The organism is Tardiphaga sp. vice304 (genome assembly GCF_007018905.1).
Taxonomy (GTDB): Bacteria; Pseudomonadota; Alphaproteobacteria; order Rhizobiales; family Xanthobacteraceae; genus Tardiphaga.
In genome coordinates, this window is record NZ_CP041402.1 from 1,192,664 (window position 1) to 1,218,488 (window position 25,825).

Below are 25,825 nucleotides of genomic sequence, written 5' to 3' on the forward strand. Positions count from 1 at the left end.
CTTCGAGGCCCCTGGTGTTCAAGGCCTCGCGCGGGATCGAGGACATCTACGAATTGACCTATATCCGCAAGGATGGAAGCCGATTCCCGGCCGTGGTGTCGGTCACGGCGCTGCGCGACGCGCAGGACGTTATCATCGGCTATCTGCTCATTGGCACCGACAACATCGCGCGCAAACTTGCGGAAGAAGCGCTGCTCCAGGCGGGAACCCTGCAGAGCGCAATCTTCAATAGCGCCAACTTCTCCAGCATCGCCACCGACGCCAAGGGCGTCATTCAGATATTCAACGTCGGCGCCGAGCGGATGCTCGGCTATGCCGCCGCCGAGGTCATGAACAAGATCACGCCGGCCGACATTTCCGATCCGCAGGAACTGATCGCCCGCGCCAAGGCGCTGAGCGTCGAACTCGGAACCCCGATCATGCCGGGCTTCGAGGCCCTGGTGTTCAAGGTCTCGCGCGGGATCGATGATATCTACGAGCTGACCTACATCCGCAAGGATGGCAGCCGATTCCCGGCGGTGGTTTCCATTACAGCACTGCGCGACGCGCAGGACGTCATCATTGGTTACCTCTTGATCGGCACCGAACTCAAGGCGGGAGCCCTGCAGAGCGCCATTTTCAACAGCGCCAACTTCTCCAGCATCGCCACCGACGCCAAGGGCGTCATTCAGATCTTCAATGTCGGCGCCGAGCGGATGCTCGGTTATGCGGCAGCCGACGTGATGAACAAGATTACGCCGGCTGACATTTCCGATCCGCAGGAACTGATCGCGCGCGCCAAGGCGCTGAGCGTCGAGCTCGCAACCCCGATCACGCCGGGCTTCGAGGCCCTGGTGTTCAAGGCCTCGCGCGGGATCGAGGACATCTACGAATTGACCTATATCCGCAAGGATGGAAGCCGATTCCCGGCCGTGGTGTCGGTCACCGCACTTCGCGACGCGCAAGCGACCATCATTGGGTATCTGCTAATCGGCACCGACAACACCGCGCGCAAACTGGTCGAGGAAGAGCAAAAGAAGTCCGATCAACGCCTGCGCGACCAGCAATTCTACACACGCTCGCTGATCGAATCCAATATCGACGCACTGATGACCACCGATCCGTCCGGCATCATCACCGACGTCAACAAGCAGATGGAGGCGCTTACCGGCTGCACGCGCGACGAGCTGATCGGCGCGCCGTTCAAGGGGTATTTCACCGATCCGGAGCGCGCCGAGGCGGCGATCAATCGGGTGCTGAGCGAAAAGTCGGTCACCGAATACGAGCTGACGGCGCGCGCCCGTGACGGCAAGCAGACGGTGGTGTCCTACAATGCAACCACGTTTTACGATCGGAACCGCACCCTGCAGGGCGTCTTCGCCGCGGCGCGCGACGTCACCGAACGCAAGCGGGTGGAGGCGGAATTGCAGCAGGCCAAGGCCGCCGCCGAGAGCGCGAGCCGGACCAAATCGGATTTTCTGGCGAGCATGAGCCATGAGATCCGAACGCCGATGAATGCGATCATGGGAATCTCGGACCTGCTGGCGAAGACCGCTCTCTCGCCGGAGCAGGACATCTGGGTCGAAAGCGAAGTCGGGAAAGGCAGCGTGTTTGCTTTCGCGGTACCCTTCGAGATCTCCGCTACGGTCAATCGACCGGCGGCCGTTCCGGTTGGAGCGGATCCCGAACAGCCGCTGCCGGCGCTGCGAATTCTCCTGGCGGAGGACTCTCCCGACAACTGCATAATCACGTTGGCCTATCTGGAGGACACGCCGTACCATGTCGAGATCGCCGAGACCGGTGCCATCGCCTGCAAAATGTTTGAACTCGGACGCTACGATCTAATCCTGATGGACCGGCAAATGCCGGTGATGGATGGCTTGACCGCGACGCGGACGATTCGGGCGTGGGAGCAGGCGAACCATCGGCCGCCCACGCCGATCGTTGCACTGACGGCCTCTGCCCTGAAGGGCGATCGGGAAATGTGTTTGGCGGCGGGATGCACGGCTTTTTTGACGAAGCCCATCAAACAAGAAGTGCTGCTGCAGGCGATCAGGGAGCACTCCCTGGTCGCACCTTCGTCGTCGAAAGACGAAAGCAACTGGATGGACCTGATCCGTTTGAGTGCTAAATCTAAATCCGCAATCCGGATCCCTGCGTATCTGCGGAACTGCAAGCAGCATGTCATCGTGATGCTGGACGCCCTGGATCGCGTTGACTTCGAGACCGTGACGATTCTGGGACACCAGATGATGGGCTCCGGGGGCATGTTTGGATTCCAGACCATTACCGACATCGGCAGATCAATTGAACAGGCAGCCGAGAGCGCCGATTCCGATGCGTCGCGCAAGTGGGTGGGTGCATTGTCCATCTATCTGGATGGTGTCGAGACCATTTCCAAGTAAGTATCCCCGGCAAAGCCGGGGGCTTTAGGAATTGGGCCGCCGAAGCGGCCACGCTGGATCCGAAGCTCTATCTATTTGGTCGGCGCACGAAATACTCCCGCCCGCGCCACCCGACCTTACTTACAACTTTTTTCGCGCCACTTCGGAGGACAGATGCCTCTTGATAATCGCATCGCCATTTGATGGGGTTAAGGTCTCGCGATTGCCAATCGTCAAACTTCCTTTCGTGTGCATGGTGGCTCACGATCAGAGGTTCGGTGATGGGCGACCGCCGCAAATGTCAAACTTATACTGCCTCTCCGGCAGAGCCGGGAGGGCTCCCGGTTATGCTAGTCTAGCCTGCACTCAATCCCAAAACCAAATCTGGCCTATACAAAAAATTGAGAAATAAATACCGATATTGGATCAAAAGCAGTATTTCGACTTACACGATTCCGCTCGTGCCGCTTCGTCTTATGTCGGCCTCTCATGTTGTCCAGAGTGTGCGACCGGCCCGAGATTTGGTTACTTCCGTTGTTGGCACTAAACGGACCAACCGGGCCGGTCTGACGATGTCCGTTTCGGGAGGAAAACCAGAAGTCATCGGGCAACGTTCAAAACGACGCGAATGACCCTTCTCGGACATCGGCGGTCGTTAGACTTGGTCGAGCCGGCAATGGAACTATTAAAACGCTAAAGCATTGGAAAACAATGGCGGCGTCCAAACGCTGTCTGCAAAGCTGAAGGATGCCATGCACAAGCTGCAATGGGTCTCGGATTCCCTAGCAGTAGTTTCTGAAATTTTCCGCCGAGGGCGGCCGGGGTTTGCTGCGCCAGATCGGCCAGTAGCTATGGTCGAGTCCGTCAATCTGAAAGGTCCCCGGCCATGAATATCATGACGCCGCCAAAACTAGCTACGCGCACTCCAACAACAGGGACGATGAAAGCGTTCGTTTATCTGGGGCCGGGAAAAAAGGCTCTCGAAGAACGGCCCAAACCGGAAATCACCGCGTCCACCGACGCAATCGTCAGGGTTACCAAAACGACGATTTGCGGCACTGACCTGCATATTCTCAAGGGCGACGTCCCGACTTGCCAGCCTGGCCGCATTCTCGGCCATGAGGGAGTTGGCATCGTTGAGCAGGTGGGGGCGGCGGTGGCAGCATTCAAAGTGGGCGATCGCGTTCTGATCTCCTGCGTCAGTGCCTGTGGTAAGTGCGAATATTGCCGCAGGCAGATGTACTCCCACTGCACGACCGGCGGCTGGATCCTCGGCAACACCATCGACGGCACGCAAGCCGAGTTCGTCCGCATTCCCTACGCCGATACAAGCCTCTATCCGATTCCCGCCAGCGCGGATGAAGAGGCACTGGTGATGCTGAGCGACATCCTGCCCACTGGCTTTGAGTGCGGCGTGCTCAACGGCAAGGTTGCGCCGGGAAATACCGTGGCGATCGTCGGTGCGGGCCCGATTGGGCTCGCAGCACTCCTCACCGCCCAATTCTACTCGCCGGCCGAGATCATTATGATTGATCTTGACGACAACCGCCTTGAAGTAGCCAGGCGCTTCGGCGCTACGGCAACCATCAACAGCACCGATGGGAAGGCATTGGAGGCGGTCATGACGATGACCGGCAAGCGCGGCGTCGATACCGCCATAGAGGCGGTCGGCATTCCGGTCACCTTCGAACTTTGCCAAAAACTGGTCGCGCCAGGAGGCACTGTCGCCAATATCGGGGTGCATGGAAAGAAGGTCGATCTCCATCTCGAGGATTTGTGGGACCGCAATATCTCGATCACGACACGGCTGGTCGACACAGTCACTATACCGATGCTATTCAAAACTGTTGGCGCTCACAAGATTGATCCCAAGCGTCTCATCACGCATCGTTTCAAGCTCGATAATATTCTCGACGCATACGAGACTTTCGGCAACGCTGCCAAGACCAAAGCCCTAAAGGTTATCATCGAGACTTAGGCCTGATCGCGACGCCATCGTCCAAAAGAAACGACCTCAGCGAGGGATATACGCTGAGGCCGTTATTCCATCGGATGCCTTGGGCGATGGGCATCCGGCAGTGCAGCTACAAGTTAAGCAGGCGGCAATGGATCCAGGCGACGGGGCCAAGCCGCCAATGCTTTAAGCACCGTCAAGAACAGCTCGCGCCTTGGAGGCGATCTGCTCGATGGTGAAAGGCTTGGATATGAAACTCACGTCCTGATCCAGCACGCCGTTGTGAATGACCGCGTTGCGACTGAACCCGGTCGTGAACAGGACCTTCAGCTTCGGCAGTGATCGTGTCCCAACGCGTGGTGTAGCTTCTTAATGGCCATCACGACTGCCGGCTTGGCCGGGCCGGTCAGGTTGCCACTGCGGGCAGCCCAACGATTGGGTTATCGCTGATGGGCGCGATAGTTTCCAGCGTCATGTAGCGGCACGCTGGACGGCCCATTCGTCGTTTTGTTCGAGCAGGATGGCGCCGACGAGACGTCGGATGGCGGCCTCATTGGGGAAGATGCCGACGACCTCGGTGCGGCGCTTGATCTCGCCATTAAGACGCTCGATCGGATTGGTCGAGTGCAGCTTGGCGCGATGCGTCGCCGGAAAGCTCATGAAGGCCAGCACGTCGGGCTCGGCCTCGTGCATCAGCCTGACCAGCTTCGGGATTGTCGGCTGCAATTGATCGGCGACCTTGCGCCATTGCACTCGGGCGGCTTCGGCGTCGTCCTGGGCAAAGGCGGTGGCGATGAAGGCGGATACCACGCGCCGCCCGCTCTTGCCGGCATGGGCCAGCGCATTGCGCATGAAGTGGACGCGACAACGCTGCCAACTGGCGGTCAGCACCTTCGAGACCGTGGCCTTGATGCCCTCATGGGCGTCGGAGATCACCAGCTTTACGCCGCGCAATCCGCGGCGGGCGAGCTTGCGCACGAACGCGGTCCAGAACGTCTCGGCCTCGGAGGGCCCGATGTCCATGCCGAGAATCTCGCGCCGCCCGTCATTGTTGACGCCGACTGCAATGATTGCCGCCACCGGGACGATGCGGCCGTTCTGGCGAACCTTCACATACTTGGCGTCGATCCACAGATACGGCCAGTCGCCTTCGATCGGCCGCTCCAGGAAGGCGTTGACGCGCTCATCGATTTCTTCGCACAGACGCGACACTTGACTTTTGGAGACGCCGCTCATTCCCATCGCCTTGACCAGATCATCGACAGAGCGCCAGCTTGAAACAGGTCAAATTCCGGTTACGTCGCCTCGCGTTGGGATTGATACACGGGCGACGACGCATCGATGGCGATCTTGAGAATATTTATGTCTTTCGTCTAGGAACCATTTCAGCTGGGGCGAGTAGGGAGGTGAGCAGCTTACAGTTTATCCCGATCCTACCGTCTCGATTGAGGGAATGTACCCTTGCGAGCCTGAAGCTGGCCCTTTTCAGAATTCTGATTAGGCAACTAAATGGAGCGATCTCATGATTAAGGAATATTTTGTCGTTGGAGTTATCGCGACCGCTATGATGGCTGGAACGGCTTTGGCGCAGACCCCGGTGCCGGCTGTTAGGGCAGACAATAACGCGATCGCCTTGGATCAGGCTTACAAAGGTCAGTGGCGGGTTTATAAGATGATTGGCCTTGACGTCTATAATCAAAATAATGAGAAGCTGGGTGATATCGAGGAATTGTTGACCGATCAGAACGGAAAGATTCAGGCTGCAATTCTTGGAGTTGGTGGTTTTCTTGGAATGGGAGAACGTAAGGTTGCAGTAAACTTTGACAAGCTCAAATTCGTCAATGAAGCCGTTCCATCAACAACGGCGGCGAACGCTCCCACAACCACTGCACCAGCAACAAATGTTGATAACAACGCGAGGACAACGACCGGCGCTGCCACAACAAACGTGCGCCCCGTCCGCACCGCGACTGAGCAGTGGTACCCGGATCACGCAGTTATCGACGCCACCAAGGATCAGCTAAAGGCAATGACTGAGTTTAAATACAACTAATCGAAAAAAACATATGTGGTCTCCGCGATAATAACCGGCAGACCTTTCGTAAGTGGCATAATTTCATCTCAAATCTGGGAGATCCATGATGGACTGGAATCGAGTGGAAGGAAATTGGAAAGAGTTCCAAGGCAAGGTGAAGGAAAAGTGGGGCAAGCTCACTGACGATGATCTCACCGCAATCAACGGGAAGCGCGACCAGCTAGAAGGTCGGCTGCAACAGAGATATGGTTTTGCGAAGGATCAAGCACGCAAAGACATAGACACTTGGTTTTCCGCCCTCAAGTAATATGAGGATAGTGGCCGGGGGATTTGAACCCCGGCCATCATCAACACCGCACTTCCTGAGCAAAATTCTTAAGGCTGGCTTTCTCCTAATTGGTGGGTGACCAGTTTTGCGGGGTTGGGATTTAGACCGCTCACGATAACTTCCCCTTGCTCGCCGCACTCGCGCTTACGCTTGCCACCGAGCCATAGCGCGCCGCCGCCGCGATCGGAATCGCCTTACAATTCTCCTCGCGGCCACTCCGTCACACCAAACAATAGACAATCAATTCGAAATAAGTCTACAATCGGCCTTCGTTGGGCAAGACCTCTGAACCCTATCGGGCGGTAATCCGCAGGAAGATTGGACATTCAGCCGATGCTTGATTTGGCGCAAGTTTGCTATCCGGAAGCCTGCTAGTTTTCCTCATGAATTTCGAAATCCGCCGGGTTCTGGCTGTAACGTGGCGCGACGTGCCGACGAGCGTTTGGGCGCTCGGCTTCGTCTCCTTGTTAATGGACGTCTCCTCCGAGCTCATTCATAGCTTGCTGCCGGTTTTCCTCGTGACGGGGATGGGTGCCAGCGCGGTGACCGTCGGGTTGATCGAGGGTGCTGCCGAGGCGACGGCAGCCGTTGCCAAGGTTTTTTCCGGTGTCCTTTCCGACCGAATTGGCAAACGCAAGCTCCTGGTCGGCATCGGCTACGGACTGGCTGCCGTCACCAAGCCGGTGTTCCCGCTCGCGGGAACGGCATGGGAAGTTCTGGCTGCGCGCTTCGTCGATCGTATCGGCAAGGGCATCCGGGACGCTCCCCGCGATGCGCTCGTGGCCGACATTACGCCGATCGAGATCCGTGGCGCCGCCTACGGCATCCGTCAGGCGTTGGATACTGTCGGAGGTCTTGTGGGTCCGTTGCTGGCGATGGCCCTGATGGCGCTCTATGCCAACGACTTCCGCGCCGTGTTCTGGTGGGCGGTGGTGCCGGCGGCCCTTGCTGTGCTTCTGGTCGTGGTGGGAGTGCAAGAGCCTGATGGTGTCAAGCGAACTGCAACCCGCGGCTGGCCGATCCGCCGGGACGAACTCAAGCGCCTTTCCCCGGCCTTTTGGATGGTCGTTGCAATTGGTTTGGCGTTCACTTTGGCGCGCTTCAGCCAAGCCTTTCTCGTGCTGAAGGCGCAGGCCGAAGGACTTGGGTTAGCGCTGATCCCGCTGGTGTTCGTATGGATGAACCTGATCTACGCTTTGATGGCGACGCCGGCCGGAATTCTCTCGGACAAGATGGGACGGATGAAGCTGCTTCTTTGCGGGCTGGTGGCGCTGGTCGTCGCCGATCTAACGCTGGCCTTTATTCCCGGGCTCGGGGGCGTGTTCGCAGGCGTTGGCCTCTGGGGTCTTTATTTGGGATTGTCGCAGGGGCTGTTGTCGGCACTCGTGGCTGATACCGCTCCTGAAGACTTGCGAGGCACGGCCTTCGGCCTGTTTAATCTGGTAACCGCCGGCGGGCTGCTGATCGCGAGCGTCCTTGCTGGCTGGCTGTGGCAAACCTTCGGCCCGACGGCAACGTTTCTCGCCGGCGTGGCCTTTTCAGCCTTCGCGATCCTCATCATGATCGTTGCCATGAAGGCAGGACCAAAACCAGCGAGCTAAGACGCGCCGTTTTTTGAATGCCGCGCTGGGCCAGAAAGCGATTGTCGAAGACGGGCAGATTTCGAAGGAAGTTGCTGAATGCATGAGGACATACTAGCGAAGCTGGAGCAACGTCTCGGACGCGTGCATGCGAAGCAGCGATTAGGAATCGAGACTGCCCACGAAGCGCAAGTGTTCGGCCAAGGCATCAATTTCTTTCACATCGAGAATTGGTATTCAGTCCATTCGGTGATTCGAAACACGCTTAAGCTGGCTGGTCTCTTCGAGCGAGGCAAAAGGAATGCGGAACGCATTGTCGTTTCCTGAAACGTGGGCGAGCCGCTCGACTCCGGCTCGGTGTGCTTGAGCTGCTACCCGTTCGGCAGATTCGACATGCACGGAATGAAACGTCTCATGTCCGTGCTCGACGTAAACACTGACTGCATTTACCACACCGAAAGCGCCCGCAAGTGCATCAGCGACTGACCGCTCGTCATGAATGTTGGCCTCGACCGATTGAATTTGCGGATCAAGACCGAACAGCCTGTGCCCTCGATCCGGATGCCTTGATGCAATCTGAACGGAAAACCCGTGCTTACGGAGATGCCGAACGACGCGGCGGCCGAGAAACCCGGTTCCGCCGAAAACGGTAACGGTGCGATCGTTCATGGCCGTCGAACCTCAAATTAGTCAAACCACGCCGGGGCTGTCTCGACCGTACGGTTTCAGGTCACGTAAACGGCATGTCTAATCGCCGCTATCCATGACGTGGGCAACCTCGAACAGATGGGGATCGATCCCTTCCGCTACCTGATCGAACTGACGCACTCCTTGCGAAATTCCGGCGATTTGTGAGCCGACTGCAAGAGATCGCGACTCTGCCATTGGAGGTAGTTGACGATGCGGCGCCCGTCGAGGCTGCGATGTAGGCTGATAGAGAAAAACCCCGGCTGGCGCGCCATGAAGCGAGCTCGCTCAGTCATCAATGACAGCGCCTCGCCTGCTTCCCCGGCTCGGACTCGATGACCGTGATCTGAGTTACGGGCTGATTGCCGGTTCGGATGTGTGGCATAGACGGCCTCACTTGATTGGCAAAGGATTTACCGTATCACTGCTAGGTAACCCCCACCCGATGCTGACGAACGCTAGTCTAGCATTCTGCTGGGGTACACAGAAGCCATAAGGCGGCGTCCGCACGGCTTCGGGCGTGGCCGCGGCCCGGACCATTCCCGAGAAGCCGATTTGGTTCTTTTCCTCGTCATTAAGACACACTCCTCCCGTCGTGATGACGCATCCGACGCCTTCAGTCCCTACGCTGGAGCCGGTCTTGGTCGCAGTCCCGCGATCAGCCGCAAGATTTCCTGGAAATTCCTCCGACACCGCCACCTCGGCCATCTGAGAGATGACGTAGCGGCCATGGCGCACCACTTTGGCGCCGATCTTCACGAGTTTTCCCCAGCTCGTTAGCGACCACTGTTTGACCGCCGCGGCGGCAACAGGACCGCAGGCCTACGCCGCCGTGCAGGGCGCCATCGCATCCTGGATCGGGCGGGTCGTGCTGTTCGGGTCGCCAAAGGTAGACCATGCGGCCATCGATTTTCAGATAGACTTTCGTCCAGATGCCAGGTTGTGTGAGGCTTGGCCCGGCGTTTGCGCAACCGCTGCGATCATCGCTCCGAAATGGTTCACCCAGCACTGAATCGTCTCGTAGGATACCGTGATGCCGCGCTCCGCCAACAAATCTTCGACGTCGCGAAAACTCAGGGTGAATCGGAGATAGAGCCAGATCGAGTGCTGAACGATCTCAGGGGGAACCGATGCTCGCTGTAACTGATTGTCTGCAGCATCAAGGCTTTACTCAACATCCTTTGACGATTCATGCTGCCGCTCACATGGTTGATCTCGTAGAGGGATGCGAGAAAGTCCAACCTCGCTAGAAGGCGAAGCTACGATCGACGTTGGCGCACGCCCTGCTCATTAGCTTGACGGCCTAGGAACATCCGCGCGCCGCGCCCGTTAGCAAGAGAGGGTGTTTCAGAACACGAAGCAAGCTATGCAGCTCTCTGGCAAAAAAATCGCGATACTCGCCTCTAACGGTTTTGAGCAATCGGAACTCGAAGGGCCGCGCGATCGGTTGAAGGCAGCCGGCGCCACCGTTCGTTTTCAGTTTTGATCGAAAAATGCTTTCTTCCACGCAATTTCGTTGCCGGCAAAAACGGATGGTTCAGATAGCGCGATGGGAACCGAAACTGAATTGAAGTTTGAGGTTTCTCCAAGCGATTTGAGGAAGCTTACAACCGCGCGCACTCTGCGTCGACGCGATGGCATGCCGGCAAAGGAAGAATATCTCGCGTCGATCTACTTCGACACCGACAAGCACGAGCTCAGAACAAAGGGCGTCTCGCTGCGCGTGAGGCAAAGCGGAGACAAACGTGTTCAGACGATTAAGACCGCGGCGACCGATGTCCCGTTCAGCCGTAGCGAGTGGAACCACAAGATTGACAGCGACGAGCTTGATTTTCGCGCTGCGCGTGGAACCGCGCTGGCGCCTATGCTAACAAAGAGACTTAAACGACAGCTCATGCCAATTTTCGAAACGCGCATACTTCGCAGGACTGTGCCTTTCCGCAAAGGCGGGAGCCGCATCGAAATGGCACTCGACGAGGGTCAAGTGCGCGCGGGGCAGAAGTGGGCGCCCATCACCGAAGTCGAGCTTGAGCTCAAGGGCGGCAATCCTGCCGACTTGTTCAAGCTGGCCCGAGTAATCGGGGGACTTGTGCCTGCAAAATTGGCGCTTAAAAGCAAATCCGAGCGAGGCTACGATCTCACTGCGGCCAAAACCGAACTGGCTGTCCAAGGCCAAAATATTATACTCCAGCGCGGCATAAGCACGGTCGATGCATTTCGCATCATCGGGCGGTCTATCTTGCGGCAACTGGCCGCAAACGAGCCAGCAGTAAGGGAGTCGGATCCCAAAGGCTTGCATCAGATGCGCGTCGGCTTACGCCGGCTTCGTGCTGCCATCTCGGTGTTCTCAGAATTTCTCGGCGACAAGCAGACAGAACGGATTAAAGGCGAGCTCAAATGGCTGACCGGCAAGCTCGGTCCGGCGCGCGACCTTGATGTAATGGGAACCAAGATCAAACAGTTGCGCAAGGCGGCGCCAGCGAAGCGTGCTCTGAAAGAGTTCTCAGCCGAACTCGCGGTCCAGCGTACCAACGCCTTTGCAAAGGCTAAGGATGCCGTCAATTCCACCCGTTACCGTTGTCTCCTGCTCGATGCATTGCAATGGATTGAGGCTGGTGATTGGGCTAAACAGCCTTCGATCGCGTCGGGCCATCCGCGCATTGAGCAGTTTGCCAAGGATGTCCTCACACGACGTAGCAAGAAGGCGATGAAAAAGGCGAATGAGTTTGAACAACTTGACCCGCACCAGCGCCACAAGCTGCGAATCGCGATCAAGAAGCTGCGCTATTCCACTGACTTTTTCTACAGCCTGTTTTCTGGGCGCAAGATGAACGCGCATCTGTCCGGCTTCAAAGATCGCCTTAAAGACTTGCAGGATTGCCTCGGAGTTCTCAACGACATCGTCGTACGTCAGAAATTGGCTCCTAAAATCGCCGTCGGTAGCGAGCGCACGAAACGGCGCGCGCGCACGCTTTCAGCCGGTGCAGCCTTCGGTCGCGAACAAACTGAAATCGAACCTCTCCTGAAGGCGGCAGCCAAAGCCGCGCGCAAATTCGCGCATGCAAAGCGCTTCTGGACATGAGGTGTTACAAATGGTAAGCAATTGTGACCAGCGGAACGAAGTCGCTACCGTTAATGCCGCAGTGCTCGTTGCGTCATGTTTCGCAGCCCGGCCAATCGAAGTCCGTTCTGATCTGCGTTGTTTGGCTCGCAAGCCTGTCACGAGGCTTGAAATCGCTGAACATATTCGCAAATAGGCCGTAGCGGGCAAGCGCGATCTAACTGCGTTATGAGTTTTGCTTTTAAGAAGCTTGTTGCCGCAGTCTATAGAACTGCTTGCGCGCATGCGCGGTCGAGATGAACTCCGATAGAGACTTCATCCCGATCGGCCCATTAGCGTTCTCAAAGGTGGTATTAGCGTTGGTAGGGCCAAGAACGTCGCCCGAGCCAGCGCAAGCATATCGCTTTGTCGTGTCTAGCAGTCCGCTGAAAAACCCAAAATCCGACTATTTTCTTGCCAGCGGACAGGCGCGATGCTGGTGTAGTTAGCTGATCGGGCGTCGCGCGTCGTCGCCTGGACGGCGTGGAGGCTATGCGGCGAGCAGTTTTGGAATGGGGATCAGGTTGTAGGCGATTAGGTTGAGCATGAAGTCGGCGGCGACAGCGCCGATGCCGCGATGTTTGGTCTTGCGCATCGTGCCGTGTTGCTTGCCCCATCCGAAGATGCATTCGATCATCGGGCGCCGTGTCTGCGACATACCATAGCCCTCGTGGCGGGTGGTTCGCTCGTCGATCGCGCTGCGACGGCTGCGGCCGGTCTTGCCGATTGTATTGTTCTGCGTCACATGCGGCGTCACCTCGATGGCGCGCAGATTGGCGACATGATCGGCGGTGTCATAGGCCTTGTCCGCGCCGGCGGTGATGCGCCGGCCGGCCTGTTTGGCCTTGGCCTTGAGCATCTTCTCCGCGGCGCGACGCTCGGCGGTGCCGCTGGCATGCGTCACCATCCCGGCGACCGCCAGACCATTGCGGTTCTCCATGGTGGCATGGCCCATGTAGCAGAGCCTGGCCTCGCGGCCGGTGGCCTTGCGGTAGAGCCGGCTGTCGGGATCGCTGGTGGAGGCATGGGTGTCGTTCTTGCGGGTCTGGCCATGGAAGTTGGTGCCGTCGTCGCCGTCACTGCCGTCCTTGGGGCGGAAGCTCTTGTGGGAAGCCCAGGCTTCGATCAGCGTGCCGTCCACCGAGAAATGCTCGTCCGACAACAGCGCCTTGACCTCGGCGAGGTTCAGAAGCCTGGTCATGAACTTCGTGAACACGTCGCCGTTCTGCAGTCGCTCGCGGTTCTTCGTGAAGGTGGTCGGGTTCCAGACCCGGTCGTCCGGCGACAGCCCCACGAACCAGCGATACAATAGATTGTAGTCCAGTTGCTCCATCAGCTGGCGTTCCGAGCGGATGCCATAGAACACCTGCAGCAGCAGCGCGCTGAGCAATTGCTCAGGCGGGATCGACGGACGACCTTCCTTCGCATAGAGGCTGGAAAAGCTGCGGCTCATCTCGCCCAGCACATCACGGACTAGCGCCCGGACTTTCCTCAGCGGATGGTTCTGGGGCACCCGCGCATCCGGCGAGATATATGAAAACAGCCCGCCTTGATCCTCGAATGTCCCGCGCATGCCGACCTCCACCGATTCTCGACCAAATTGAATCAGGAAATGAACGCCGCCGCGAGGGATTTTTCAGCAAACTGCTAGTGCCGATCAGCGAGTGCGAGTCAGCATTAGGTAAGCTATCCAAGCCCTCAATCAGAGCCCGTAATCTTGTAAATGCTTGGTGACGTGCCCAGTCGCATGGTGCGGCTCGCATCGCAGGGAGATCGAAATGAGAAGAGTCATTACATTTGAAATCAGGACCTGGGCGAAAAATGGGGTGGAAGAAACCCATTTGGTGGATGTTAGCGAAAGTATCAGTAAGAAAGTTCTCAATCGAGATCGACATGCCGACCCGGTGTTATGTGACTTCATGCGCCTCATTGAGAAACTCGAGATGGCAAAGAGCATACCTACTGACAGTGATACACGTCGCCCCCTGGAGGCTGTATCGACAAAACGAGCGTAAAAGAAAGCCCTTGGCAGAGATCATATCGTTTGAGGCGGAGCGCCAGCGTCGAATGCTTTGAACCCCGGACGCCTTGGAATGGAGCGGCCGCGACCATTCGGCCAAACTCTCCTCTTATCGTCTCAAGGGACGCCGACACGCCCAATGAGTTAGGTGTAGCGCGACAATCAGGATGAGAATCCCGCGACAATCAGGATGAGAATGCGCCGCTGCTGGGGTGACGAAGGGAGGGCGTAGCCCGACCGGAGGCACCCCAGCAGCGGCGTGTCGGCCCGAAGGGGCCTCATTGGCGGTAACGGCGGCTGGTAAAGCATCGGCTTCTCCTTCGAGAGGACCAGTGCTTTGGCCGGCCGGCATGTCACCGATCAACAAATGAGGCTTTTCATGAGCTTGCGTCGCAACCATTCGCCAGCCGTCGCCGCTGCAAAGGCTGGTTTCAGCACCTCCGCCGCCTACCGATACGAGAAGGATCCCCGACTTCCGACCCAGAAGAAGGCGCGCCGCGCACGCCGTCGAGCCGATCCGTTCATCGACGTTTGGGAGAACGAAGTTCTGCCGATACTGAGGGCCGCCCCCGGATTGCGGCCGATCGCCGTGTTCGAGGAACTATGCCGGCGGCATCCGGAACTGGGTTCTGGAACGCGGCGGACGCTCGAGCGGCGCATTCGGGCATGGCGGGCGGTGAACGGGCCGGATCGGGAGGTGATCTTCCGTCAGGAACATCCGCCGGGTCGCATGGGGTTGTCGGACTTCACCGAGGTCGCCGATCTCGGCGTCACCATTGCGGGCCAGTTGCTGGACTGCCGGCTCTATCACTTCCGGCTGCCTTTCTCCGGCTTCGAACACGCCCACGTCGTGCTCGGTGGCGAAAGCTTTGTCGCGCTGGCGGAAGGCTTGCAGAACGCGCTGTGGTCGCTGGGCGGGGTTCCGGAGCAGCACCGCAGCGACAGCCTGTCGGCCGCGTTCCGCAATCTCGGAGCCGATGCCAAGGAGGATTTGACGACGCGCTATGAGGCGTTCTGCGGCCATTACGGCATGACGCCGACCCGCAACAATCCCGGCGTATCGCATGAGAACGGCTCGATCGAAAGTGCGCATGGCCATCTCAAGAGAGCGCTGGCCGATGCCCTGCTGCTGCGTGCCTCACGCGACTTCGACGATCTTGCGGCCTGGCGGGGTTTTGTCGACGAGATCGTTGGCCGCGGCAACGCGCGCAATGCCAAGCGTATCGATCAGGAGCGGACGGCGCTGAAGAAACTGCCGGTGCGCAAGACCGCCGATTATGAGGAGGTCAACGTCGACGTCACGACCTCCAGCGCCTTCACGTTGCGCAAGGTGTTTTACTCGGTCCCATCCCGCCTGATCGGTCACCGGCTGCGCGTACGTCTTTATGACGACCGGCTCGAATGCTTCCAGGGCGCCACGCACATCATCACCTTGCGACGCGGGCGAACCCAGCCCAACGGCAAACACGGCCACGTCATCGACTATCGCCATGTCATCCATTCGCTGCGCCGCAAACCGATGGCGCTGCTCAATCTGGTCTATCGCGACCAGTTGTTCCCCCGCCGCGTCTACGCCCGTGCGTTCGACGCCTTGCTCGCCGGCATTGGCGAAAGACCAGCCTGCCGTGCCATGGTCGGGCTTCTGGCGCTCGCACATGAACGGGCCTGCGAGGCGGAGCTCGGTGCCGTGCTGCAAGCCACGCTCGACGACGGCATCCTGCCGGATCTCAAGGCGCTGATCGAACGCTTCCGACCGAAGGGCATGGCACTACCGGTCGTCGTCGTCACGCTGCCCTCGCTCGCTATCTACGACCAGATTGCCGCGGCTGTGGGAGAAGCCGCATGAACGCGACCGTCAAGATCGACGCCGCCCGTGTCGAATTGCTGCTCAGCGAACTGCGTCTGCCCGGCATCAAGCTGATCTGGGCCGCCCTGGCGGAAACCGCCGATAAGGAAGGCTGGCCCGCCGCCCGCTTCCTGGCGGCCCTGGCTGAACAGGAGATGGTGGAGCGAAACCGTCGTCGCTTCGAGCGTCATCTGGATGAAGCCCGCCTGCCGCCGGGCAAGACCCTCGCTGCATTCGACTTCGATGCCGTGCCGATGATCTCAAAGGCGCAGGTGCAGGCTCTCGCCGCCGGTGACGCCTGGCTCGACAAGGGCGCCAATCTGTTGTGTTTTGGTCCCCCTGGCGGCGGCAAATCGCATCTGGCAGCGGCGCTCGGCATGTCCCTGATCGAAAACGGTTGGCGCGTGTTGTTCACCAGAACCACCGATCTCGTGCAAAAGCTCCAGATCGCGCGCCGCGATCTCACGCTTGAAGCGGCGATCGCCAAACTCGACAAATATCACCTGCTGATCCTCGACGATCTGGCCTATGTGACCAAGGATCAAGCGGAGACCAGCGTTCTGTTCGAGTTGATCAGCGCTCGCTACGAACGCCGCTCGATGCTGATCACCGCCAATCAGCCATTCGGTGAATGGGGAAAAATCTTCCCGGATCAAGCTATGACCCTCGCGGCGATCGACCGCCTCGTCCATCACGCCACGATCCTCGAAATGAATGTCGACAGCTATCGCCGGAAAGAGGCTCTCGACAAGGCTCGTGGAGCCGGACGACCGCCAACGCGCGCGACAATCAAAGCGTCATCCTGATTGTCGCTCCACGACAATCAACTCTACAGCACGCGATTATCGCTTGCGTTATCGTCAGGCCGCGACAATCATCCCCACGCCGCGACCGCTAAATTGCCATCCTGATTGTCGCGCTTCCCATCCAGATTGACGCGCTACAAGTTAGGCGAAAATCGAAAAAATCGATATTCGCTTCAGGCGACAAACTCGCGCTGTTGCATGGAAATATCGCGATCTAGATCAAGTTCTGGTTCGCGTTGCGTAGTCTGCCCGCCAAAAGACAAGACCGGCGATCGCGATGACAACAAGCAAGATCGGCGCGATGGACACCCAATCTCGTACCCTTCGGAACTAATGTGGCCCTCGCCCGTTCTTTGCCGCTGGCGTGTGCGGGCGAGATTGACGCGTCTTGGATTAGAACGGCTCGGTTGATGCAGAAACCGTCTCCCGACCGTCCCATTCTCAAGAAGGGGCACAATTGTTGGCGTATCGCCCCCGCAAAACGGGCCGCGGTGCTGATCGATGGGGCGAATTACTACGCGCAGCTCGCCAAGGTCATCCGCGGCGCGCAGAAATCCATCCTGATCATTGGCTGGGATTTCGACGCGAGCATCAAGCTTCTACCCGAGCAGCCTGACTATCCAAAGCTTGGCGATCTGCTGCGCTCCCTGGTCGAAGAGCGGCCGCTGCTGGAAGTCCGCGTCCTGGTTTGGAGCGTGGCGGTCCTGCACGCGCCCAGCGCGCCGCTGCCGCTTTTGCTCGGCGCCCCGTGGGAGGACCATCCGCGCACACAGGTCCGGCTCGACCGCGAGCATCCGCTTTATGGCGCCCATCATCAGAAAATCGTCTGCGTCGACGACACCGTTGCCTTCGTGGGCGGCATGGACCTGACCATCCGGCGCTGGGACACCACGGAACACCTTGCCAACCATCCGCTGCGCAAGGATCCCGACGGAGTGGCTTATCCTCCCGTGCATGATGTTCAGATGGCGGTCGAAGGAGAGGCGGCACGCGCCGTCTCCGACGTGGCCCGAGAGCGGTGGCATCGCGCCATAGGGGAAAATGTTCCACCAGTGACAGGTGCGGCTGACCTCTGGCCGGATGATTTGCAACCAGACTTCACTGACACGCCGGTTGCTGTCGCTCGCACCTTCGCCTCCTGGAAGGGCGCGCCGGAAGTCACCGAGGGGATGGCGCTTACCATCGATGCCTTAAGCGCAGCGAACCGGTCGATCTATATCGAGGCGCAGTATCTGACGGCGCCGCGGGTCGGGAAGCTGCTCGCGGAATCCCTCGCGCGCCCCCATGGGCCGGAAATCGTCATTATAGTGCGGCGGCTTTTCACCGGCAAAATGGAAAGCTTCGTGATGGGCGGAAACCAGAAACGCCTCGTCCAGCGCCTGCGCCGGGCCGACCGCTACGGCCGTCTCGGAGTTTATTATCCGGTGGTCCTGCGAGCAGCAGGCGATTGTCCCGTCATCATTCACTCCAAGATCATCATCGTCGACGACGATTTCGTGCGTGTCGGCTCGTCCAACCTGAACAATCGCTCTATTGCGCTCGATACCGAATGCGATCTCGCCATCGAGGGATCCGATGACGAAAGACGTCGCACCATCGCGGGCCTGCGTGAAAGGCTGATTGCCGAACATCTCGACACCACGCCGCAAGCGGTGCGTGACACCGTAGCGGCTGAAGGCTCTCTTCTTCGTGCTATTGAGCGGCTCGGCTGCAATCGCCGCTGCCTGCGGCTAATTCCTGATTTTGGCAAGCTTCCAACCCGGCCGGTCTTCGGCACCTGGCTTCTGGACCCACCCCGGCCGTTTTTCTTGTTCCAGCGCAAACGCGCAAAGCATGATGCCGGCTAGGCGGCGCGCTTCCTACCGTGATAATATAGTTCGGTGATGGCGAACAGCGGGCCGCCGATGCACAGCGGCACCAGGAAGTAGATCATGCGGAACATCACCAGCGCGCCGATGATCTTGCCGCCCGGTAGCAGTAACATCATGACGCTTTCGATTACGCCGAGCCCCCCGGGAACATGGGTGAGCAACGCTATGCCATTGGCGATGACATAGGCCGCAGCCACCGCGAAATAGGGCACGTCGGCGACGGCAGTGAGCGTCTGGTGCAGGCAGGCGGCCACACAGGCGAAATTGGCCGATCCGGCGGCAATTTGCGCAAACGCGAGGTTGAATTCCGGCATCGGCAGCGACCAGCCTTTGATCGTCAACCGCCGGCGCACGAAGGCAGCGGCGGCCAGATAAACCGCCGACACCGCGAGGCATAGCAAACCGATGATTATGGCAAGCGATGGGGCGATGCCGGTGATTTTCGCCGCAAGATCGGGCCGCAGCAGCAGGGACAGGCCGGCGAGTGTGATCAGGCCAAGCCCTACCGTCACCCCGCAAAATACGATCACCCAGGCAATATCGCCAGGCCGCAGGCCCCAGCGGGAGTAAAAGCGGTAGCGAACCGCACCGCTGCTCAAAGCTGCGAAGCCGATATTGTGACCGAGCGAAAGACTGCAAAACGACGCAAGCGCCGCATGGCGGTAGGGCAGGGGCTTTTCCACATACCGCAGCGCCAGCCAGTCGAACCAGCTCAGGCAGAAATAACTTCCCGCGGCAAAAAGGCCAGCGAGTAACAGCCGGCTTGGCGGAATCGCCTTTATGGATTGAACGATGTCATTGAGGCTATAGCCGCTGAGCGTGCGATACAGCAAAAAGCTCGCGAGAACGATGATCGCGATGGCTATACCGTACTTGACCCAAGTCCAGCGGAGTTCTTTTTGCGTCTTCAGGCTCGTGACCGCGCGCTTGCCCATCATGCGCTTCCCGCCACCTTTATTGTGCCGCCTGTAAGCGCAAGGCGGCTGCATCGATGTCGAGATCGATGACGAGCGGCAGATGGTCGGAAGCCACGCGCGCCAGCGGCGTACGCACCGTGTCCACCGGCCTCACATTGATCGCGGGCCCGACAAAGGCATAGTCGATCCGCAAGGCTGCAAAGCGCGCGGGAAAGGTCGGTTTACCGCGTCCGCGCTGCGATTTCTGCGCATCGTGAAGGCGGGCGGTGAGCTGGAGGTAACTGCGCGACCCCGGCAGCGCATTGAAGTCACCGACCAACACGACGGGATTGCGGCATTCGGGATGCCCAAGCCAATCCGGCCCGAGCAACTCATCGATCTGCTTATGCCGCTCGCGCGACCGCAAACCGAGATGAGTATTGATCACTTGCACGTCCGCACCTCCAACGGAGATGGAGACCCACAGCGCGCCGCGCGGCTCGTAGCGTCCGACGCCCGGCAGTTGCGGCAAGGGCCCGGCCTTTATCAGGCGCGAGGGCCATGCGGTGAGGATTGCGTCGCCATAAAGCTCTTCCATCACCCGCAACGCGGGAAAGAACTGCGCCCTCATGCCGAGCGCTAGTGCAATCATCTCGGCCTGGTCCGCGCCGCCGCTGCGCGCACGGCCGACGTCTAATTCTTGCAGGGCCACGATGTCCGGCTCAGCCGAGGCAATCACGTCCGCGATCCGCTGCGGCGACCATTGCCGGTCGCGGCCCCGGCACGCGTGGACATTGTAGGTCATGATGCGAACCAATGCGGAAAGCTCCGGCGATGAATGCGTGCGGGGCGGACCAAATACCTAATGGTTGGGCGGCAATGAGCCCAGTAACGGTTAGCCTGCCTCTGCTCCGCGCGCAACATATTGCAATTGTTTTAGATCGAGAGAGCCCAGTCGTCCGCCGGAGAGCGTTCAAAGCCCCCTGAGAGGCTGACTGAAAAAGAAGCTGAGTGATTTCAGCCAGTTGTGATTCCTTCGGATTTGCGAAGATTCGAGGGAGAGCACGATGGTCTGGACTGAAATCACCCGCCGACACTATAGGCGGGCGAGCTTGCGATATGAAAGCGATACGACGGATGCCGAGTGGTTTGTGATGGAGCCGCTTCTGCCGCCTGCTTCGGCGCTCGGTCGCCCGCGTGCGACAGATATGCGAACGGTGATGGATGCGATCCTGTATATTGCGTCGACCGGCTGCCAATGGCGGCAGTTGCCCAAGGATTTCCCGCCCTACTCGACGGTGCAGGGCTATTTCTACGCGTGGTCGCGCGGCGGACTGTTTGCGTCGCTGAACTACACGCTCGTGATGGCCTCGCGCGAGGCGGCTGGCCGAGAGGCGAGCCCAACGGCCGGAGTGATTGACAGCCAGTCGGTGAAAACCACGGAAAGCGGCGGCCCCCGGGGCTATGATGCAGGTAAGAAAATCAAGGGCCGCAAGCGCCACATCGTCACCGACACGCAAGGAAACTTGGTCGGGCTGGTCGTGCACGAAGCCAGCATTCAGGACCGTGATGGTGCCCCGTGCGTTCTTGCTTCGATACGTTATCGCTATCCGTGGCTGCGCCATATTTTTGCCGATGGTGGCTATGCCGGAGATAAGCTGCGTCAAGCTTTGAAGCGCATCGGCAATTGGACGATAGAAATCATAAAACGATCCGACAGGGAGCAGGGCTTCGAAATCCTACCGCGCCGATGGGTCGTCGAACGAACGTTCGGATGGCTCGGTCGCTGCCGCAGATTGGCAAAGGACTTCGAGACCACAATCGCCAGCGCCGTTGCCTGGGCGTTCGTCGCTCACATTCGCGTCCTTATAAGACGGCTTGCAAAAGCCTGAAATCAAACGAATTCATTATGAGTCAGACTCTGAGAGCTTGCTCACACCACGTGCACATTGCCGCCGTCTTCGGCAAAACCACATGTAGCGTCTTGGAACGAACCCGATGGCAAATTAGGCGAACGTCCTTGACGTCGGCGTCTGAACGTCATCGCTGGCGGAACTCGGTGACGGACACCATTTGAGCAATGGCGATGACTGCTTTCCGGAAGAGATGGGCGGATGGCTCATGCCCCGCCCTCCGAATACGGCACGATTCGCATCGTGAGGGACGTCTGTTCCTCCGATCTGCAGAAGTCCGGGCACCATCGATACCACCACTCCGCCACTACAGGCGTGGGCGTCTCTATCTGAGCGTAGATACCAAATGCTTTCACCTCAAAAGAGAAACATGTTCCGTTCCCAAGTATGGAACATCATTCGTATGGGAGGCGACTTACTGATGACGCAGATTAAATCGGGCTCTTGCCGAAGAGGTGATCAAAATTGACCGCATTAAGCGAAGAGTGATCGCAATCTATTCGAGTGCGAGGGAGGAACGATCTGTCTTTTGGTAACTTGTTGCGCACTGACAAAGCAAAGATCCAGTTCGTGAACTCCATCATGGCTTCTGGCGTGATTGATACCCAACTTAGTCGTTTCATCCCGCATATGACCGAGATCGAGGCATATCAGCGATAAAAACCCCGACAAGCCCGCCGGTGACGAGTTGCTTGATGGAGGTCAGAGTGGAGGGGGCAGAGACCGGGAGCGGTAAATCACCAGCGCTAACCGCCGAAGCCGCCCATGCGGGTGCGACCACAACGCTTAGAGCGTAAGCTTGAGAGTACACTTGGGCGTCTCAATCACTTAAAGGGTCAGGAATACATTAGGAAGTGTGACATCTGAGACCTGTTCGACAACGATGGCACCGCTGGAGTGCCGGTATGGCAAGATGGCAGTTTCTTAAATAGGCGGCTCTCTTGGAAAAGAGGCCGAACTAACTAGGACGATAGAACGGCTTCCGCCGACTGCCACAAATGTATTTCAGTTGAAAGTCTGGCCAAAAAATGGCGTCGATAAACTCGAAAAAGAAGGGTGAGACTAAATGAAAAACCACGTTTACAAAGTAATTGAAATCGTCGGTTCGTCCGAAACGAGCATAGAGGACGCAATCAGTACAGCAGTTGCGCAGGCCAGCAAGACCGTCAGGAACATGGACTGGTTCGAAGTCGTCCAGACCCGCGGGCACATTGAAAACGGAAAGATAGGCCATTACCAAGTGACTCTCAAAATCGGATTCACTCTAGAAAAGTGAGCACCCTTCCGATCGGCCGAGTAATGATTTTCCGATTTCTCATTTTGTGGATCTAAAATACTTTACTCGATGCTGTTGAAAAACATTTTTTGTCGTCGGACGACAGCCTTAGATTAAGGTGAGGTTTCCATAATGCTTATCAAGCAGTCAGCAAACGCCATTAAGCTCCAAAAAGGTGATCTGACGTACGAATGGAACCAGTATGAAAGCTCTCTTCTACCTCGGCCCCGGCGCTAAAGCTATTGAAGAACGTCCCAAACCCGAACTTCAGTCGCCCGGTGACGCCATCGTACAAATCACCAGGACGACTATCTGCGGAACTGATTTGCACATCTTGAAAGGCGATGTGGCCACTTGCGCGCCCGGCCGTATCCTCGGGCACGAGGGGGTGGGCGTAATCGACTCGGTTGGTGCTGGTGTGACCGCTTTCCGCCCCGGCGACCGGGTGCTGATCTCCTGCATCTCATCTTGCGGAAAATGTGATTATTGTCGGCGCGGTATGTATTCGCACTGCTCCACTGGCGGCTGGATTCTTGGCAACGTCATCGACGGCACCCAAGCGGAGTTCGTCCGCATTCCCCATGCCGATACCAGCTTTTATCCGATCCAGAAGGCGCCGACGAAGAGGCGCTGGTTATGTTGAGTGATATCCTTCCGACAGGCTTTGAATGCGGTGTTCTAAATGGCAAGGTTGCGCCGGGATCGACAGTGGCGATTGTCGGCACTGGTCCGATCGGCCTCGCTGCGCTGCTCACTGCGCAGTTCTATTCACCGGCCGCGATCATCATGGTCGATATCGATGACAACCGTCTCGAGGTCGCGAGGCGTTTCGGTGCAACCCATACCATTAACAGCAACGACGGCAAAGGCGGTTGAGAAGATCATGGCCCTCACGGCTGGTCGCGGCGTCGATACAGCAATCGAGGCGGTCGGCATGCCCGCAACCTTCGTTCTCTGCGAGGATATAATCGCAGCAGGCGGAGCTATTGCTAACGTCGGCGTCCACGGCATCAAAGCTGATCTTCATCTTGAACGGCTCTGGTCGCATAACATCACTATCACGACGCGCCTGGTGGATACGGTCACGACCTCGATGCTACTCAAGACGGTGCAATCCAAGAGGATCGACCCAAAACTTCTGATTACGCATCGGTTCAAATTCGGTCAGATCCTGGAGGCCTACGAGACCTTCGGAAATGCCGCCAGCAAGCGAGCCTTGAAGGTAATAATCGAGACATAGGGCTAGTTGTCGACGCCATCGCTCCCAACTTCCTGCCATCCAGCCCGAACTGGGTCAGCGTCGCGCAGCTCGACGGCGCGCATGCTGAGGCACTTTATGTCCCCGCCAACCCGCTTGCCAACACTTACCGCGGGGCCGGATTTCGCGGATGGGAAGATGTTGTCCCGACCCGTCGAAGCTGTTCAACTATGTATAATTCAAACGGGCGCCTTTTATTTGCTGGCTACGCGCGCATCCCTGACTACGTGTCGCCCTCACTCGCTATTGCTGCGAACAACTTAGTCGGGTTTGATCACTAACGGATTAAATTTCGCGATTTCGTGGAACCAAACTTGCAGCTGTGACGTTTCGGTAAGTTCTAATCAATCGAACATGAGTATCTGTCATGATGCGCAGGCTAGGTATCGCCGCTATTCTTCTAACGATGCTCGGAATGTACCCTCCCGTTCTTGCCGAAATGAGCAGGAACTGGCCTGACTCTGTTGACCAGTACGTTGCGCAAATTCGCAAGACGGTCCAAACGACGGATATGGACGGGTATTTGGCGGCAGTGAAAAGCCCGAATGAGCAGTTGCTGCTCGATGTTCGCGAGGAAGAAGAGTTCAAAGCCGGGCACGTTCCAGGAGCGGTTAACATCCCGCGGGGCCTGTTAGAATTCCGCATCTGGACGCAGCTGGGGCACCCGGCGCAAGTTGACACAGGTAGAAAGATCTACGTGCAATGCCAAACCGGTGGCCGAGCGACGCTGGCAACTAAGCAACTTCAAGACATCGGTTTCACCAACGTGATCGCCGTAATCATGAATTTTGAGGATTGGCAGAAGAAGGGCAATCCCCTCGTGAAGTGAGAATAACTGCGTGCCCCGAGAATTCGCAGGACGATGAAAAATCAATAGCCGAGAAGATTGTGGACTCGATAAAGGACACAACGGCCACAGTGATGGACGCTGCAAGATCTGCTGCCAAACAAGTAGCCAATACTCCAATGGCAGCGCTGCATCGGACGCGGACCTTTTTGCTCCCGACGCCTATGCTACCTCCGATGCCTATGCTGGCTCAGCAACTTAAGCCTTCGAAGCCGATAGAAACGGCTGGAAATAAGGCAGTCCAAAAGGCGCCTAACAAATCCTTAGCAATGAAATCAACTAACTCGCCGTCGGCGAAACCGAATGTCGGCAAAACACAGCAAAGAAGTCAACAAAGAAATCAAAATCGAAACGCTAACCGCTCTTTTCCGAGGACTTTGGCACTCGAGCGTGCCGCTTGCATTTCTACACACGTCAAGGCGCCGTTTGATCCAAGTCAACACGCTCCCATGGTTTCATATTTTGGTTAAAACATACATTGGAAAAGGAGAGTCACGTTCTCCGATGTGCAGCTGTGCACGCTCTCGGGTTGGCAGTTGCTTGCTGCATAGGCGTTCTGGTGTGTTCAGTCTCTTCAAGCTGGCGATAGCGCTAGTCTTCTTCGTACGGAGGTTTAAGATGAAATACGTAGTTTTCGCGTTGATACTGGCAGCTACCGCTTTCGTATTCAGCCCTGCATCTGCAGTGATGATGTCTTGCTCCGGAGCGGACATGTCAAAAATGACAACAATGCTGGCCGGAATGCCTGACGGCCCACATAAGTGGGAGATGAACAAGCATTTGGCCATCATAAACGCCGCAATGGCCAAAGACGGCATTCGCGGATGCAATATGACAATGAAGAAAATGAAGATGATGATGAAGGGTTCAAAGATGACGATGATGAAGTCCGGGATGTAGTCGGAAGAGCGTCAATTGGGTCGTCTGGACAGCGTTGTTTCTCATTGAAAGTAACGGTCACGCCAACTCATCACCAACTCTCTATTCCGCCCTTAGCGTTATCCTATCGCGGCGTGATGACACGAGATGATGCCCCGAAAGTAAG

18 protein-coding genes and 5 pseudogenes are annotated in these 25,825 nt (G+C 57.8%); 15 read left to right on the forward strand and 8 right to left on the reverse strand.

Annotation, left to right across the window (positions count from 1 at the left end):
• Window positions 1-95 precede the first annotated feature (95 nt).
• Together FNL56_RS28675 and FNL56_RS05630 are read left to right on the forward strand one after the other, a co-directional pair.
• A complete protein-coding gene (locus FNL56_RS28675; RefSeq protein ID WP_368039348.1) occupies window positions 96-2,384 on the forward strand; it encodes a PAS domain S-box protein in 2,289 nt (762 codons plus the stop codon).
• 919 nt (window positions 2,385-3,303) lie between these two features.
• A complete protein-coding gene (locus tag FNL56_RS05630; protein WP_143576034.1) occupies window positions 3,304-4,341 on the forward strand; it encodes a zinc-dependent alcohol dehydrogenase family protein in 1,038 nt (345 codons plus the stop codon).
• A gap of 382 nt (window positions 4,342-4,723) precedes the next feature.
• Here the strand turns inward: FNL56_RS05630 and FNL56_RS05640 are convergent.
• Window positions 4,724-5,592: pseudogene (locus FNL56_RS05640) on the reverse strand (IS256 family transposase); the annotation flags it as partial.
• A 247-nt stretch (window positions 5,593-5,839) separates the two neighbouring features.
• Here FNL56_RS05640 and FNL56_RS05645 point away from each other — a divergent pair.
• The 3 genes from FNL56_RS05645 (at window position 5,840) to FNL56_RS05655 (ending at window position 8,281) form a co-directional block, all read left to right on the forward strand.
• Entirely contained in the window at window positions 5,840-6,370 is a 531-nt protein-coding gene (locus tag FNL56_RS05645; protein ID WP_143571909.1) for a PRC-barrel domain-containing protein, read from the forward strand.
• An 88-nt stretch (window positions 6,371-6,458) separates the two neighbouring features.
• Window positions 6,459-6,659 carry a CsbD family protein gene (locus FNL56_RS05650; protein ID WP_143576035.1) on the forward strand — a complete coding sequence of 67 codons (201 nt, stop codon included), beginning with the start codon at window positions 6,459-6,461 and terminating at the stop codon, window positions 6,657-6,659.
• Window positions 6,660-7,063: 404 nt separating this feature from the next.
• Window positions 7,064-8,281 (forward strand): MFS transporter, encoded by a 1,218-nt coding sequence (locus tag FNL56_RS05655; protein WP_143581822.1) that lies wholly within the window; start codon window positions 7,064-7,066, stop codon window positions 8,279-8,281.
• Window positions 8,282-8,497: 216 nt separating this feature from the next.
• On the opposite strand, the gene FNL56_RS05665 is transcribed toward FNL56_RS05655, so the two are convergent.
• The 4 genes and pseudogenes from FNL56_RS05665 to FNL56_RS28180 all read right to left on the reverse strand — a co-directional run.
• Window positions 8,498-8,929 carry an NAD(P)H-binding protein gene (locus tag FNL56_RS05665; RefSeq protein WP_143577598.1) on the reverse strand — a complete coding sequence of 144 codons (432 nt, stop codon included), beginning with the start codon at window positions 8,927-8,929 and terminating at the stop codon, window positions 8,498-8,500.
• 137 nt (window positions 8,930-9,066) lie between these two features.
• Window positions 9,067-9,360, reverse strand: a complete 294-nt coding sequence (locus FNL56_RS28750; RefSeq protein ID WP_368039349.1) for an antibiotic biosynthesis monooxygenase family protein — start codon at window positions 9,358-9,360, stop codon at window positions 9,067-9,069.
• Window positions 9,361-9,570: 210 nt separating this feature from the next.
• A pseudogene (locus FNL56_RS28960) lies at window positions 9,571-9,745 on the reverse strand (IS1380-like element ISCARN79 family transposase); the annotation flags it as partial.
• Window positions 9,746-9,827: 82 nt separating this feature from the next.
• Window positions 9,828-10,104, reverse strand: a pseudogene (locus FNL56_RS28180) (IS6 family transposase); the annotation flags it as partial.
• 209 nt (window positions 10,105-10,313) lie between these two features.
• On the opposite strand from FNL56_RS28180, the pseudogene FNL56_RS28185 reads away from it, so the two are divergent.
• Window positions 10,314-10,418 (forward strand): annotated as a pseudogene (locus tag FNL56_RS28185) (protease); the annotation flags it as partial.
• 78 nt (window positions 10,419-10,496) lie between these two features.
• Window positions 10,497-12,029 carry a CYTH and CHAD domain-containing protein gene (locus FNL56_RS05690; RefSeq protein ID WP_143581823.1) on the forward strand — a complete coding sequence of 511 codons (1,533 nt, stop codon included), beginning with the start codon at window positions 10,497-10,499 and terminating at the stop codon, window positions 12,027-12,029.
• 508 nt (window positions 12,030-12,537) lie between these two features.
• Here the strand turns inward: FNL56_RS05690 and FNL56_RS05695 are convergent.
• A complete protein-coding gene (locus tag FNL56_RS05695; protein ID WP_143571915.1) occupies window positions 12,538-13,620 on the reverse strand; it encodes an IS5 family transposase in 1,083 nt (360 codons plus the stop codon).
• Between the two features lie 784 nt (window positions 13,621-14,404).
• Here FNL56_RS05695 and istA point away from each other — a divergent pair.
• The 3 genes from istA to FNL56_RS05710 all read left to right on the forward strand — a co-directional run bounded on the left by istA (window position 14,405) and on the right by FNL56_RS05710 (window position 18,566).
• Entirely contained in the window at window positions 14,405-15,913 is a 1,509-nt protein-coding gene (istA, locus tag FNL56_RS05700; RefSeq protein WP_143581760.1) for an IS21 family transposase, read from the forward strand.
• A complete protein-coding gene (istB, locus tag FNL56_RS05705) occupies window positions 15,910-16,719 on the forward strand; it encodes an IS21-like element helper ATPase IstB (RefSeq protein ID WP_143581819.1) in 810 nt (269 codons plus the stop codon). Before istA ends, istB begins: the two co-directional genes overlap by 4 nt.
• Window positions 16,720-17,129: 410 nt before the next feature.
• Complete coding sequence (locus FNL56_RS05710) at window positions 17,130-18,566, forward strand: phospholipase D-like domain-containing protein (RefSeq protein ID WP_143577600.1); 1,437 nt, start codon at window positions 17,130-17,132, stop codon at window positions 18,564-18,566.
• Here FNL56_RS05710 and FNL56_RS05715 read toward each other — a convergent pair.
• Window positions 18,563-19,525 carry a lysylphosphatidylglycerol synthase domain-containing protein gene (locus FNL56_RS05715; RefSeq protein ID WP_143576036.1) on the reverse strand — a complete coding sequence of 321 codons (963 nt, stop codon included), beginning with the start codon at window positions 19,523-19,525 and terminating at the stop codon, window positions 18,563-18,565. The genes FNL56_RS05710 and FNL56_RS05715 overlap by 4 nt on opposite strands.
• 19 nt (window positions 19,526-19,544) lie before the next feature.
• Complete coding sequence (locus FNL56_RS05720; RefSeq protein ID WP_210245475.1) at window positions 19,545-20,291, reverse strand: endonuclease/exonuclease/phosphatase family protein; 747 nt, start codon at window positions 20,289-20,291, stop codon at window positions 19,545-19,547.
• Between the two features lie 262 nt (window positions 20,292-20,553).
• On the opposite strand from FNL56_RS05720, the gene FNL56_RS05725 reads away from it, so the two are divergent.
• The 5 genes and pseudogenes from FNL56_RS05725 to FNL56_RS05745 all read left to right on the forward strand — a co-directional run bounded on the left by FNL56_RS05725 (window position 20,554) and on the right by FNL56_RS05745 (window position 25,680).
• The gene (locus tag FNL56_RS05725; protein ID WP_143577461.1) at window positions 20,554-21,378 is read left to right on the forward strand and encodes an IS5 family transposase; all 825 of its coding nucleotides are present in this window, start codon (window positions 20,554-20,556) and stop codon (window positions 21,376-21,378) included.
• Between the two features lie 1,087 nt (window positions 21,379-22,465).
• Window positions 22,466-22,675 (forward strand): dodecin, encoded by a 210-nt coding sequence (locus FNL56_RS05730; protein ID WP_143571918.1) that lies wholly within the window; start codon window positions 22,466-22,468, stop codon window positions 22,673-22,675.
• Window positions 22,676-22,877: 202 nt separating this feature from the next.
• Window positions 22,878-23,915: pseudogene (locus FNL56_RS05735) on the forward strand (zinc-dependent alcohol dehydrogenase family protein).
• A 385-nt stretch (window positions 23,916-24,300) separates the two neighbouring features.
• Window positions 24,301-24,762 (forward strand): rhodanese-like domain-containing protein, encoded by a 462-nt coding sequence (locus tag FNL56_RS05740; protein WP_143571919.1) that lies wholly within the window; start codon window positions 24,301-24,303, stop codon window positions 24,760-24,762.
• A gap of 636 nt (window positions 24,763-25,398) precedes the next feature.
• The gene (locus FNL56_RS05745; RefSeq protein WP_143571920.1) at window positions 25,399-25,680 is read left to right on the forward strand and encodes a hypothetical protein; all 282 of its coding nucleotides are present in this window, start codon (window positions 25,399-25,401) and stop codon (window positions 25,678-25,680) included.
• The last annotated feature ends 145 nt before the right edge of the window (window positions 25,681-25,825 follow it).